General features: G+C 55.0%; 9 protein-coding genes and 3 rRNA genes. 7 read left to right on the top strand and 5 right to left on the bottom strand.

What is annotated here, in order from left to right; genetic code table 11:
* Positions 1–64: 64 nt before the first annotated feature.
* The 4 genes from rrf to DKK74_RS00625 form a co-directional block, all read right to left on the bottom strand.
* A 5S ribosomal RNA gene (gene rrf / locus DKK74_RS00635) occupies positions 65–181 on the bottom strand.
* 169 nt (positions 182–350) lie between these two features.
* Positions 351–3,421: ribosomal RNA gene (locus tag DKK74_RS00630) — 23S ribosomal RNA — on the bottom strand.
* Positions 3,422–3,592: 171 nt separating this feature from the next.
* Positions 3,593–3,814 (bottom strand): hypothetical protein, encoded by a 222-nt coding sequence (locus tag DKK74_RS08665; protein ID WP_146210516.1) that lies wholly within the window; start codon positions 3,812–3,814, stop codon positions 3,593–3,595.
* Between the two features lie 11 nt (positions 3,815–3,825).
* Positions 3,826–5,350, bottom strand: a 16S ribosomal RNA gene (locus DKK74_RS00625).
* The 16S, 23S and 5S rRNA genes sit together here, the layout of an rRNA operon.
* A 652-nt stretch (positions 5,351–6,002) precedes the next feature.
* Between DKK74_RS00625 and DKK74_RS00620 the strand changes: the two genes are divergently transcribed.
* From DKK74_RS00620 to DKK74_RS00595, 7 genes are all read left to right on the top strand, one after another.
* Complete coding sequence (locus tag DKK74_RS00620) at positions 6,003–6,758, top strand: Sir2 family NAD-dependent protein deacetylase (RefSeq protein ID WP_110412322.1); 756 nt, start codon at positions 6,003–6,005, stop codon at positions 6,756–6,758.
* Between the two features lie 974 nt (positions 6,759–7,732).
* The gene (locus DKK74_RS00615) at positions 7,733–8,386 is read left to right on the top strand and encodes a DUF1648 domain-containing protein (protein WP_110412321.1); all 654 of its coding nucleotides are present in this window, start codon (positions 7,733–7,735) and stop codon (positions 8,384–8,386) included.
* A gap of 45 nt (positions 8,387–8,431) precedes the next feature.
* The gene (locus DKK74_RS00610) at positions 8,432–8,803 is read left to right on the top strand and encodes an SdpI family protein (RefSeq protein ID WP_110412320.1); all 372 of its coding nucleotides are present in this window, start codon (positions 8,432–8,434) and stop codon (positions 8,801–8,803) included.
* 505 nt (positions 8,804–9,308) lie between these two features.
* On the top strand, positions 9,309–9,452 hold the full coding sequence (locus DKK74_RS08710; protein ID WP_181414841.1) for a hypothetical protein: 144 nt from the start codon (positions 9,309–9,311) through the stop codon (positions 9,450–9,452).
* Entirely contained in the window at positions 9,453–9,647 is a 195-nt protein-coding gene (locus tag DKK74_RS00605; protein ID WP_110412319.1) for a hypothetical protein, read from the top strand.
* A gap of 648 nt (positions 9,648–10,295) precedes the next feature.
* Positions 10,296–12,329, top strand: a complete 2,034-nt coding sequence (locus DKK74_RS00600; RefSeq protein ID WP_146210518.1) for a bacteriocin-associated integral membrane family protein — start codon at positions 10,296–10,298, stop codon at positions 12,327–12,329.
* 25 nt (positions 12,330–12,354) lie between these two features.
* Entirely contained in the window at positions 12,355–13,026 is a 672-nt protein-coding gene (locus DKK74_RS00595; protein WP_052733229.1) for an ATP-binding cassette domain-containing protein, read from the top strand.
* A gap of 5 nt (positions 13,027–13,031) precedes the next feature.
* Here the strand turns inward: DKK74_RS00595 and DKK74_RS08705 are convergent, their stop codons facing one another.
* The gene (locus DKK74_RS08705; RefSeq protein ID WP_181414840.1) at positions 13,032–13,178 is read right to left on the bottom strand and encodes a hypothetical protein; all 147 of its coding nucleotides are present in this window, start codon (positions 13,176–13,178) and stop codon (positions 13,032–13,034) included.
* Positions 13,179–13,437 lie beyond the last annotated feature (259 nt).

Raw genomic sequence — 13,437 nt, 5'->3', positions numbered from 1 at the left:
GGTATAAGAAAGGAGGTATCTTCAGGAACATTTTCCTGAAGATACCTCCAATATTTATGTGTTGTGGCGGCGGTGTGCTACTCTCCCACACTCTTCCGGGTGCAGTACCATTGCCGTGCTGGGTCTTAGCTTCCGGGTTCGGAATGGGACCGGGCGTCTCCCCCAGGCCATGACCGCCGCGAATCTTCAATTCTTCCGATCCCGTGGGGGGTCGGGGTTTCCTGGCGGTTTGGGGACCGGATGGTGGACGCGTGTTCCGTGTGCTTCGATCGCCTGTGGCCGTCCGTGCATATTGCCGCAGGTCGTATCCGCAGTAAGGGTTGATGCCGCCACCCCTCCAGGGGGTGGGTGTTGTGTTGTCTTCGACCATTAGTGCCGGTCGGCTCCGCCCCTTGCGGGGTGTCCACGTCCGGTCTATCGACCATGTGTTCTGCATGGGGTCTTCAGAAGCCCTGAGGCTTCATGGAATCCTTATCTTGGAGGGGGCTTCCCGCTTAGATGCTTTCAGCGGTTATCCCATCCGAACGTAGCCAACCGGCCGTGCCGCTGGCGCGACAACCGGCATACCAGAGGTTCGTCCACCCAGGTCCTCTCGTACTATGGGCAGGGCTCCTCAAGATTCCAACGAGCGCAGAGGATAGAGACCAAACTGTCTCACGACGTTCTGAACCCAGCTCGCGTGCCGCTTTAATCGGCGAACGGCCGAACCCTTGGGACCTGCTCCAGCCCCAGGATGCGACGAGCCGACATCGAGGTGCCAAACCATCCCGTCGATATGGACTCTTGGGGATGATCAGCCTGTTATCCCCGGGGTACCTTTTATCCGTTGAGCGATGCCGCGTCCGTACGCCGGCACCGGATCACTATCTCCGACTTTCGTCCCTGCTCGACCCGTCGGTCTCGCAGTCAAGCTCCCTTGTGCGATTGCACTCAACACCCGATTGCCAACCGGGCTGAGGGAACCCTTGGGCGCCTCCGTTACTCTTTGGGAGGCAACCGCCCCAGTTAAACTACCCGCCAGGCACTGTCCCTGGCCGGGATGACCGGCCGAGGTTAGAGGCCAGATGAGGACAGAGCGGTATTTCACATTACGGCTCCACGGATGCTGGCGCACCCGCTTCGAAGCCTCCCGCCTATGCTACACAGTCCGCACCTAACGCCAATACCAAGGTATAGTAAAGGTCCCGGGGTCTTTTCGTCCTTCTGCGCTTAACGAGCATCTTTACTCGTACTGCAATTTCGCCGAGCTCCTGGTCGAGACAGTGGGGAAGTCGTTACGCCATTCGTGCAGGTCGGAACTTACCCGACAAGGAATTTCGCTACCTTAGGATGGTTATAGTTACCACCGCCGTTTACCGGGGCTTGAATTCACCGCTGCCCCCTCCGAAGAGGGATGACGGATCCTCTTAACCTTCCGGCACCGGGCAGGCGTCAGTGCATATACAGCGACTTACGTCTTCGCATGCACCTGTGTTTTTGGTAAACAGTCGCTACCCCCTGGTCTGTGCCGCCCCCGCCGGCTCCGCGCGTGAAGCGCCTCACCGGCAGGGGCCTCCCTTATACCGAAGGCACGGGAGTGATTTGCCGAGTTCCTTGACCAGGATTCGCTCGATCGCTTTGGTATACTCTACCTGACCACCAGTGTCGGTTTAGGGTACGGGCGGCGCCACTCCTCACGCCGAAGCTTTTCTCGACGGAACGGCACACCGGATTCGGGGCACAAGACCCCCCATCATCACACCTCGCGCTCATGCCGGGCGGATTTGCCTGCCCGACGCGCCGCATGCTTGACCACGGATAACCACCACCGCGGCCCGGCTCCCGTTCCGTGTCACTCCCGCGCTACCCGCCACGCATCCACACGCCGGTCCCATGCCATCGGACGGTCCGAAGACCACCACCCGACACAGGTAAGGGCACGCTTCCACGTCTTGGATTGGACGGCTTGACGCCGGTAGGAGAATATCGACTCCTTCATCCATTCGACTACGCCTGTCGGCCTCGCCTTAGGACCCGACTCACCCGGGGACGACGAACGTGGCCCCGGAACCCTTGGTCATCCAGCGGGCGGGATTCTCACCCGCCTCTCGCTACTCATGTCTGCATTCTCACTTCCACGCGGTCCACGGCCGGCTCACGCCGCCGCTTCACCCCACGCGGAACGCTCTCCTACCCAGCACAGCAAACTGCGCTGCCGCGTCTTCGGTGGCGTGCTTGAGCCCCGCTACATTATCGGCGCGGAACCACTAGACCAGTGAGCTGTTACGCACTCTTTCAAGGATGGCTGCTTCTGAGCCAACCTCCTGGCTGTCTATGCGACTCCACATCCTTTCCCACTTAGCACGCGCTTAGGGACCTTAGACGACGATCTGGGCTGTCTCCCTCTCGACGACGGAGCTTATCCCCCGCCGACTCACTGCCGCGATACACCTCACACGTATTCGGAGTTTGGCTGCTGTCGGTACCCGATACGGGCCCTCAAGCATCCAGTAGCTCTACCCCATGGAGGCACTCACGCGACGCTGCACCGAAATGCATTTCGGAGAGAACCAGCTATCACGGAATTTGATTGGCCTTTCACCCCTAGCCCCAGGTCATCGGCCCGGTTTTCAACCCAGGTCCGTTCGGTCCTCCACGCGGTCTTACCCGCGCTTCAACCTGCCCAGGGCTAGATCATCCCGCTTCGGGTCCAGGACACGCGACTGGAAACGCCCTTATCGGACTCGCTTTCGCTACGGCTGCCCCACACGGGTTAGCCTCGCCACGCACCACTGACTCGCAGACTCATTTTTCGATAGGCACGCCGTCACCCCGAAAGGCTCCGACGGATTGTAGGCACACGGTTTCAGAAACTCTTTCACTCCCCTCCCGGGGTGCTTTTCACCTTTCCCTCACGGTACTCGTACGCTATCGGTCAGACAGGAATATTCAGGCTTACCCCACGGTCGGGGCCGATTCACACGGGATTCCACGAGTCCCGCGCTACTTGGGAACAAGAACCGGCAGGCGGCGCGCCTTCGGCTACGGGGCCATCACCCTCTACGGCCGGGAATTCAATCCCGTTCGCCTCACACGCCGCTTTATCACTGCCGCCGGGCCCGTCGGAGCCCGGACGCCAAGTCCCACAACACCCATGCCGCAACCCCCGACGGGTCTCACACGGCACCGGTTTGGCCATCATCCGCTTTCGCTCGCCACTACTCACGGAATATCCTTTCCTGCAGGTACTGAGATGTTTCACTTCCCTGCGTACCCCCCGCACGAATGCGGTGCCGGCCCATAACAGCCGGCGGGTTACCCCATTCGGACACCCTCGGATCAAAGCCCTGTCGGCGGCTCCCCGAGGCCTATCGCGGCCCCACGCGTCCTTCATCGGTCCTGTCTGCCAAGGCATCCACCATGCGCCCTTGCCGACAACACGACCACAGGCCATGCCACGACAACAACAACTGCGAACTGCCAGACGACAAATCATCACACTAAACGATCACAAAACGATCGACCCGAACCCACTCACATGGGCCCGGACGAAACAATACAGCAGACAGCCAGCACAACAGCCAGCCATCCGCTCGCGTCCACTATCCAGTTCTCAAACCACCAGCACACCATCAGGACCCGCCACAGGGCAAAACCCCACGCAGGACCCGACGGGCATCAGGAACACCACCCACAAGGGTGGCGGTCCGGGAACCCAACAGCGCATCCATGCCACAGCCTCAAGACCGTTCCACGCCAGCACGCCCACGCCAGCCAGCCATCCGGCCGACCCGCAGGCACGACCCCCACGCAGACCACGCAGGGGAATTTCCATAATCTCCGTAGAAAGGAGGTGATCCAGCCGCACCTTCCGGTACGGCTACCTTGTTACGACTTAGTCCCAATCGCGGACCTCACCTTAGACGGCTCCCCCCCTCACGGGTTGGGCCACCGGCTTCGGGTGCTGCCCACTTTCATGACTTGACGGGCGGTGTGTACAAGGCCCGGGAACGCATTCACCGCGGCGTTGCTGATCCGCGATTACTAGCGACTCCGCCTTCACGGAGCCGGGTTGCAGGCTCCGATCCGAACTGAGACCGGTTTTCAGGGATCCGCTCCATGTCACCATGTCGCATCCCGCTGTACCGGCCATTGTAGCATGCGTGAAGCCCTGGACGTAAGGGGCATGATGATCTGACGTCATCCCCACCTTCCTCCGGGTTAACCCCGGCGGTCCCCCGTGAGTTCCCACCATAACGTGCTGGCAACACGAGGCGAGGGTTGCGCTCGTTGCGGGACTTGACCCAACATCTCACGACACGAGCTGACGACGACCATGCACCACCTGTGAACCGGCCCCGAAGGGAAGCCACGTCTCCGCGGCCGTCCGGCACATGTCAAGCCCAGGTAAGGTTCTTCGCGTTGCATCGAATTAATCCGCATGCTCCGCCGCTTGTGCGGGCCCCCGTCAATTTCTTTGAGTTTTAGCCTTGCGGCCGTACTCCCCAGGCGGGATGCTTAACGCGTTAGCTCCGACACGGAACCCGTGGAACGGGCCCCACATCCAGCATCCACCGTTTACGGCGTGGACTACCAGGGTATCTAATCCTGTTCGCTCCCCACGCTTTCGCTCCTCAGCGTCAGTGACGGCCCAGAGACCTGCCTTCGCCATCGGTGTTCTTCCCGATATCTACACATTCCACCGTTACACCGGGAATTCCAGTCTCCCCTACCGCACTCCAGTCCGCCCGTACCCGGCGCCGATCCACCGTTAAGCGATGGACTTTCACACCAGACGCGACGAACCGCCTACGAGCTCTTTACGCCCAATAAATCCGGATAACGCTTGCACCCTACGTATTACCGCGGCTGCTGGCACGTAGTTAGCCGGTGCTTATTCGAAAGGTACACTCACTCTCGCTTGCTCCCAATCAAAAGCGGTTTACAACCCGAAGGCCGTCATCCCGCACGCGGCGTCGCTGCATCAGGCTTGCGCCCATTGTGCAATATTCCCCACTGCTGCCTCCCGTAGGAGTCTGGGCCGTATCTCAGTCCCAATGTGGCCGGTCGCCCTCTCAGGCCGGCTACCCGTCGAAGCCTTGGCAGGCCATCACCCCGCCAACAAGCTGATAGGACGCGACCCCATCCCATGCCGGTAAACCCTTTCCCACACCATCATGCGACGGTGCGGAGCATCCGGCATTACCACCCGTTTCCAGGAGCTATTCCGAAGCATGGGGCAGGTTGGTCACGCATTACTCACCCGTTCGCCACTCTCACCAGGCAGCAAGCTGCCCGGATCCCGTTCGACTTGCATGTGTTAAGCACGCCGCCAGCGTTCATCCTGAGCCAGAATCAAACCCTCCACAAAAAACCATGAAGAAGGCCGAAACAGCCCACATCAATAATTGACGGGCCAGCTTCCATAAGGAGGAAACCAACCCACGAAAAACCCCGACACCAATTACACGCTCCCACGAAACCCCACAACAGAGGAAGGCATCGGACTGGCAATCAAAAAGCTATAAGTAGCACAAACACGCTCTTGAGTTCTCAAACCACCACCACACCAACAAGCGCTCATCTTCCTCCCGGAAGAAGAACCGCCGTGTTGAGCAGCAAGAGATAAACTTACCACGAGCCGGCCAAAACGCAACCCGGCCCCTCCGAAAAGACCCTCAAAACAAGATATAACAAGCCCTCATACGGCGTGTCGCTACATGTCCCCTTTTAACTTTAGACGTCGCGAAGATTGGACTTCAGCGCACTGCCACGGCTTCATGCACACATTTTATTCACAAAGTGACGATCGGGTTCCAGCGCTATTGGCGCGTCGGCTTAGTCCCTTCATAGTCCTTTTGAACTCTGCTCATAGTCGGCTGTATCCAATGCGGAGTTCACCTTCCGTTCTCGACCGCCAGTCATCCACAGCCTACGAATATGAATGTTGATATAGATGTATGTTCGCGCACTATGTTGGTCTGCGAGTCATGGATTCTGTTGACGGATGGTAAGACGGGTGTATGAGCACAACAATTGCAGTACTGACCGGGGCGGGAATCTCGACTTCCGCCGGCATACCGGATTTCCGCGGGCCTGACGGGGTTTGGACCAAGCATCCTGATCAGATGAACGTTTATGACCTGGACCTGTTCATGAGCGACAAGAAGCAGCGGGAGTATTCATGGCGGTGGCAGAAGGAGTCACCAGTCTGGAAGGCCCAGCCCGGAGTAGCGCACAAGGCACTGGCCAGGCTGGAGCAGGCAGGCATGCTGAACCTGCTGGCTACGCAGAACTTCGATGCCCTCCACGAGAAAGCCGGCAACTCCGAGGATGTCATCGTCAACCTTCACGGGACCATCGGCAGCTCCCATTGCATGAAGTGCGGTCAGGCATATCGGACGGCCGACATCATGGCCAAGCTCGATCAGGAACCTGATCCACACTGCCACAAGCACATGCCCTACCAAGGCAACATGCCTTGCAATGGCATCATCAAGACTGATGTGGTTTATTTCGGTCAGGCCCTGCCCGAGGGAGCCATGGAAAAGAGCATGAGGCTAGCCAGCCAGGCTGATCAATTCTGGGTGATCGGCTCCACCTTGGAGGTGTATCCGGCGGCCTCACTGGTGCCAGTGGCAGCCCAAGCAGGTGTGCCAATCACCATCATGAACATGGGTTCAACCCAGTATGATTCTCTGGCAACCCGACTCATCCATGAACCTATCGAAGAAGCGTTGCCCAAACTCGTCGACAAAACTATTGCCGGACAGGAATGATTCGCTGACTGCTCCGCGCAATCGCTGGAACAGATCTGCGATCTGCAGATTTCTGATGGGCTCTGCAAGAACCTGCGGGGCCTACTATTGCAATCCTTGCGCCGTCTTCCGTCTCACTACAGACAGACTCCGACTGTACCGGTCCCCTGTCAGCGTCGCTTTGGGACCCCGGCACCCCTATCACGCGGATACTCTGCATCAGGTAGCAAACCCCTGCCCCAGAAGAAGGACAGCGAATCGACTCCGGAAGCCAAAGTCTTCCCGCCCGAGCAAAGCTAAGATGCCCTGGACATGCCCTTATCAGCACCGCCGAGTACTGGGACAAGATACCGATAGGGCCCATGAAATTCGAACAGGAATAACCGTGCTCCCCTGCCCCTCTGCTTCCAACTCACCCCCGTCCTATCCATCCACCCATTCGCAGCACCGACAGAGTCGATTCTTTGCTCCAAAACACCCTAGCCACGCCATAATGATCAGGGGGCACTCCGCTGACTTCCAGCCATACATCCCATCGGAGTCTTTTCATGCCCGATAGCATACTTTTAGTAGAGCCATAAGCCTGAAGCGCACTGTCCCAACAGAGCTCCGACGCTTCCGATATAGAATCTAGCCCTCAGATAGTCACCAAGTAGATTAAACGTGTAATAGCCGAGCTCAAACTCGCTTGAAAGACATGATCACGAGTCCAAATTCATCGGAGAAAGAACCGGCGCCTCTCGCCAGCGGAAAACGACCGATTATCGCTTGACAAGTACTACAATATTTGTCAATCGCATCACATTTTGCGATTGCATTTGATGAACGTATATCGACTAGGGGGTTGTTGATTATGGGTACTGTAACTAAGGAAAACGAAGAGTTAGTGGACGGAGTCTGTACCTTTATTTTGCGTTCCCGAAAGGGTGACGGTGGTTTAACGCTGTTGAATTATGGACATCCATATTCCCAGTCATTAACGTGGAAGTTATGATATGAAAAAGTTGCTGTCGCCGTCCGTAATGTTTTCGTTCATTCTTGCTTTGGTGATGGCTATCGTACTTGGTAGTAACTATTATGCACTGCCTGATGTAGTGCCAACGCACTGGAATGCTCTTGGGAAGGCTGATTCTTGGGGGGAAAAATATACCGTTCCGATTTTCCCTGCAGTCATTGTGTGTGTGGTGCTCATTGTTCTCATTGCTCGATCTGTACTCGTGATTAAACAAAGTGTTGGACGAGCAATTGACTCTATTGATGTTTATCTTCCTGTGGCCACTGCCGTTTCAGGGTACGCTGCAATGGTGATACTTAGTAGTTCAATGGAGCATCAATCACCAGCTTTTAGAAATCCAGTGAATCAATTTATTGTTGCTTTTTCGGTGCTTCTTGTACTGTCAGCCATCACAACAGTTCCATCAAAAAGGACCCTTCTGCAAGAACCCGGCAATGGAGATTGCCTTATGAAACTGTCGATTCGGACAGTAAAAATCATATGGGTTTCTGATCTTCTTTTTGTTGGAGTCGCAGGTCTTGTTGTCGCAGCACTGATATCGATGACTGGCTTCATAGCTCTTATGTTTGCCTTGATTGCCATCTTTTTATTACTTATCGGTGTTGCAACAGCGTTTGTCATATCCAACAATTAAAAATCGGATCCATTAGCAATAGTTTTCAAAAAAAAGCGAAATTCAATGGTAGCAGCACTTTGTGTATTGATGATGGTTTTGGCAATTTACTTTGTGTGGCTGTACCGAAAGGCGAAGCTGGGTAATTTACGCAGAAACGGGCAAGTCGGATTCAGGACTAAAGCCATAATGTCATCTGATGAAACCTGGGGGTATATTCACGCCAAGTATTCTTGGTTGTTCCTATCGGAAGCCGTAATTATGGCATTGATGTCGATAGACTTGGCGTTTAGTTGTATTTTCACTAAGGGTGTCAGCGCATTTGATCCCACTTGTTTGGTCATACTTTGGGTGTTGCTGGTAATAATGCTTGGAGCAACTGCCGTTATTGGAATTTATGCAAACAGTGCTGCCAATAATCATAATAAGCGGGGATAGAGTTTCGGATATCTGAACCAGGCTATGTGTCGTAACAAGCAAAATAGTGGATTAATTCTGGCGTTCCGCCACTGATTACGATACGTAGCCTAGTTTATTTCTTATGTATCGTAAACGACCCAAAAACAGCCCACCACATCCATGCAATCACAGCCCACCAAACGTAACCACCCAAGCATCAGACCCACCAGCAATCACGAAACCGCCATCATCAACACACCCCAAGTGCATCAACCAGCGCAGACAGCAATCACGCCCAGACAAGCCACAATCAGGCCAAATCAAGAGAGGGACTTTGAATGCAGCAAAACCCTCTTAACCATACTCGCAGTGAGGCTAACGAGAGGTCCCCCTATATACCTATACAAGAAAACTTGAATTTTTGATTTTGACCGTGGATAACTTCGCCTCACGGGCATTGGGGAGACGCCCATCGAGAAGCTGCACGAACAGATTAAGAGCGTGGCCGGGGAACTACAATCGCTGCCGGACGAAACGAGGAGACATGGACGAGAACCCAAACCAGAGCAACGAGGAGGACCTGAGCGCGCAACGGCGCGAGACGAGGCATGTACTCGAGGAGCTCAGGAACTACCAGGGCGCGCAGATACAGCTCGTCACCAGCCGCCAGGTGAACCTCAGGGAGTAGTTGGAGACGATAACCTCCACGATGGAACAGGCCAACCAGATGCTGTTGACCAGCTTGCAGCGATTAGAGGACTCAGGCGACAGGCAGAACGAAGCCTCAAGGAAGGTCATCCTCTCTGGCTACAAGGCATTCGAGGAGAGCGTGGAGCAAACGGCCAGCAGGGACGAAACACAGCTCAGGAAAATGTACGACTAGCAGCGGCACGTGAACGAGCAGCTCTTAAGCCTGCAGAGCAAGCAGAAAAGCAGGCTCGACTCGCTCGCCCACAACGTCCACGGCACCTCGACGAGGCCCTGGCCTCACTCAATCGACAGGCCAGCGAGCAGATCGGACGAATGAGCATCCGACTCGACTGACATCAGATCCGCAAATGGCTGACCGCCGGCATCCCCACCAGTGTCATCACCAGCGGAATCCTCTACATGATTCCGCACTGCATCCACTAAACATCCCATGCTCATGGTGTGAGTGTAACCAAGCAAACTGGTCTTTTATGTGTTGTTCGAATTCCGGCAGGGGTATTGTTCCAGGAGTGGTGGCGTCATCGTACCAGTTCGGATTTCCACATCGGTGTCAGTGACATGAGAGCAGTCTCAATGTGTGAGAGGCCGGAATGAGTTAGCTGTGTTTATGGAGTAGAATAGTCAGCGGTGGAACGTTTTCGCCTCATATTTGCTTTCAAAGGAGAAGACTATGAGGAAGTTTGGGAAAGTTATTGCTTCATGAATGGCAGCTCCTGCCTTGTCGGCCGGCATGTGTCTGCTCTTTGTTTTGAGTGGGTGAGGTGATTTGCGAATTCACTGGATTCAACGGTTGACGATTTGGGCTTCCTTGATTCTCACCATGGTGGTGACATTCGAGATGCTTATCACTATCGACCAGGAGCTTCCAGCTGGTACCGGTACCTCTTTCACCGTCGAGAGGGTTGATACCGCGACGAAGGCGGATGCTGTGCGTGCGATTGCTCAAGCATCAAGAAATTTAGGGATTAATGTCTTCAAAATCCAACCTTCATTTCGTGATTCAATGAAGTCTCGTGTTCTCGTGGCCTTTGTGGGTGACCAAAAGTCTTTTCAACGAAATGGAGGGTACGATTATCCTTCCTTTTCAACGCGTGACCAGTCAACGAAAGTAGTTTCTTTTGAAGAGATTACCACCCAGGACTTGCGCGGAAGCTATGCGACCAATGCGGATAGGTCGCATATGGAACAGCTCGCCAAGGCTTTGTCACGTTCCCGGATAGTGGTTGACGAATCACAAAGCCTCTGGTCACGAGGCTTCTGGATAGCTGCGATGATATACGCGTTAGGGAAGGGTGGCCTTTGGGCGGGAGTCGTTATCATCGCCATCACATTGGTGGTTTCCACCGCGTATTCCCTGTCCAGGAACAGGAAGATACACGCGATCAAGGCGATGCACGGTTATACCAGCGGAAGGATACTCGTCGGCGAGCTGGTGTCACTGCTCGCCACACTCGCCGTGGGATTGGTGACAATTACCTTAGTGGGATTACCTTTCCTCTGGTTTATCAATAACTTCCACCAGATTTGGCGACTCCTTCGAGCGCTGTTTATCGCCGTGGCTGTATTGACAGCATATCTTGTCTTCCTGGCGTTGGCTTTAGGTGGTGCCAGTACATTCCGCGATCGAATACCCGCCGTTCTCAACGGAGAGGGTAACGAACTCCGTGATGGCATCATCGCGGGTTTTGCCCAGTTCATGGTGGTGGCTGTTCTCTTTGGCACCATCAGCGGTTCTCTGAATAGAATCAGCGCGGTACAGAGCACCAGCCGGTCCTTGGCACAGTGGTCTCGCATCTCGGATCAATATGTCCTGAGGTTTTCAATCAAAATCAACATCACACAGGAGGATATGCTCCGGGCAGCGCCTCCCCTGATGAAAGTGATCGAGGATCTTGACAGTAGAGGGAAGGCGATGTTGGTCGGGTATAACGGTGACTCCGTTCGTCCCGCTGATGGGAACAATGATCCTTACGAACCGGACGGATCCGATTCGATGATAGTGAGCCCGAACTATCTTGACAAACAACCCATTGCCGGACTTGATGGGAAACCGGTTAGAGTGTCTGAAAGAGATATCGGGGCTTTCACACTCCTGGTGCCTTCATCATATAAAGGGGACCCCGGAGCCTTGTTGAAGAAATACGCCGAATATTTCAAGACACAGTGCCAACTGGGTGTTACCCGGAAACAGAAACCATATTCCTGCAACCCTCACGGCGTCCTGGTCCGCACACGTTCGGGCCAAGACATATCTCTCTTCTCGGGGACCCAGTTCATGCCTGCGGAAGATCAGCAGAAGCTGTCTTTGAAAGATCCAGTGGTAGCCGTCACATCCCCATCGTCAGGGTTGATCAGCCCCATGGTATACCTGTCATACACATCAAGCGATAGTGTATTGTTCTCTGATCCGGAACTCTTGCAAAGCAAGCTGGACCATTATGGAATCTCTGGATACTTCCAGGGTATTGACAACGCCAAAGACTCGGTGGCGTATACGTTGTCATTATCCAGGAACGAGCAACGCGGGGACATTATAGCCATATCGTTCGGTCTGGCCGCTGCCATGATGGCCATCCTTGTGTGCTCGGCCGCGTATTGCGCAAGACGACGCAGGCTCTCCTTCGTCCAATTCATCCATGGATACGGGTTTTTCAGAAGACATGGAGGCTTCCTTATCATGCAGAATACCGGGGTACTGCTGACCCTCATGGCAGTCGGCATGATCGGCTCGATGAACAAGGTTGCGGATCTGGTGGCTGGAACATTGCTCTTCGCCGGATCCAGCCTCATCATGGCCATTACCGTATCGGCATACGAATCAAGGTTCCGTGCCGACGACATCAAACGCCCGTGAATCCGCGGTGCGGAGGGAGATGCATATGACAGACGCAGGCATGCAGCCGACATTGAAAGTCGAAGGACTTACCAAGAGATTTGCAGAACACACCTTATGGTCGAGACTGTCCTTCGACGCTGGACCTGGTTCCATAATCGCAGTGAGCGGGCCGTCCGGTGCAGGCAAGACGACCCTGCTCAACTGCGTCGGCTTGTTGGAGGACTTCGATGAAGGATCGGTCACTTACAACGAAGGGACATTCCGTTCCGGTTACTTACATAAGAGCAGGAAGGGACAGCGAGTGTGTCTTCGCGAAAACATAGGATTTCTATTCCAGAACTATGGTCTTGTCGAACAGTGGAACGTATCGCGTAACCTGCAGATTCCCCTCAAAATGAAGAAGCGCGAGCATCGCAAGGAACGGGACGAACGAATCGACAGCGTACTTGACATCGTCGGGATGAATGGCTCACAGAAGAAAAAGATTTACACCCTATCGGGCGGGGAACAACAGAGAATCGCCCTCGCAAGGCTCCTGCTCAAACAGCCGAGTGTCATTCTTGCAGACGAGCCGACATCTGCGCTGGATCAAGACAACGCTAACGTCGTAATACGTATACTGTGCGAACTTGCCCAACAAGGTGCCGCCGTCATCATCTCAACGCACAATGAAGAAATAAAGCAAATCTGTTCGTCGATTATCGAGATAGGCTGATATACCTACGTCCTCCACCCGCAGACCGTGACGACCCCGGGGAAGGGCACCACCCACATCTGGCCGTACGGGAAGAAGGCCAGGCTGCTCATGGTGCGGATTAGCACCCAAGTCGCGCGCCAGAAGAAGCACAAGACCAGCCGCGTCATCATGCTCCCCTCCACAGGCCGGGGTACGGAATTCGCTCCAGAACCAAATGGGCTCGAACTACGCCAAAACACGAAACCTCGTCACCAGATTCAAGCAGTCGCTGAAGCATGCGGCCGCTCTCTGGGTCGCGGCCCTGACCGATGCCGGCGCAGAGGGCAGGCCTCATGAGAGCATCAAGAGAGGGACTCCGACTGTGATGAGACGCAAAGCAGCACAAGAATCGCCATAGATTGGCCCTTTAAGAACCAGCAGGGCCCATCA

This window comes from Bifidobacterium asteroides, assembly GCF_003202755.1.
GTDB lineage: Bacteria > Actinomycetota > Actinomycetes > Actinomycetales > Bifidobacteriaceae > Bombiscardovia > Bombiscardovia asteroides_F.
This window is presented reverse-complemented; position numbering and strand designations above follow the sequence as displayed.

Excerpts from the sequence above, each read along its gene's own strand:
- DKK74_RS08665 (WP_146210516.1), bottom strand. The coding sequence starts at position 3,814 with ATGGAAATTCCCCTGCGTGGTCTGCGTGGGGGTCGTGCCTGCGGGTCG.
- DKK74_RS00620 (WP_110412322.1), top strand. The coding sequence starts at position 6,003 with ATGAGCACAACAATTGCAGTACTGACCGGGGCGGGAATCTCGACTTCC.
- DKK74_RS00615 (WP_110412321.1), top strand. The coding sequence starts at position 7,733 with ATGAAAAAGTTGCTGTCGCCGTCCGTAATGTTTTCGTTCATTCTTGCT.
- DKK74_RS00610 (WP_110412320.1), top strand. The coding sequence starts at position 8,432 with ATGGTAGCAGCACTTTGTGTATTGATGATGGTTTTGGCAATTTACTTT.
- DKK74_RS08710 (WP_181414841.1), top strand. The coding sequence starts at position 9,309 with ATGGACGAGAACCCAAACCAGAGCAACGAGGAGGACCTGAGCGCGCAA.
- DKK74_RS00600 (WP_146210518.1), top strand. The coding sequence starts at position 10,296 with ATGGTGGTGACATTCGAGATGCTTATCACTATCGACCAGGAGCTTCCA.
- DKK74_RS00595 (WP_052733229.1), top strand. The coding sequence starts at position 12,355 with ATGACAGACGCAGGCATGCAGCCGACATTGAAAGTCGAAGGACTTACC.
- DKK74_RS08705 (WP_181414840.1), bottom strand. The coding sequence starts at position 13,178 with ATGATGACGCGGCTGGTCTTGTGCTTCTTCTGGCGCGCGACTTGGGTG.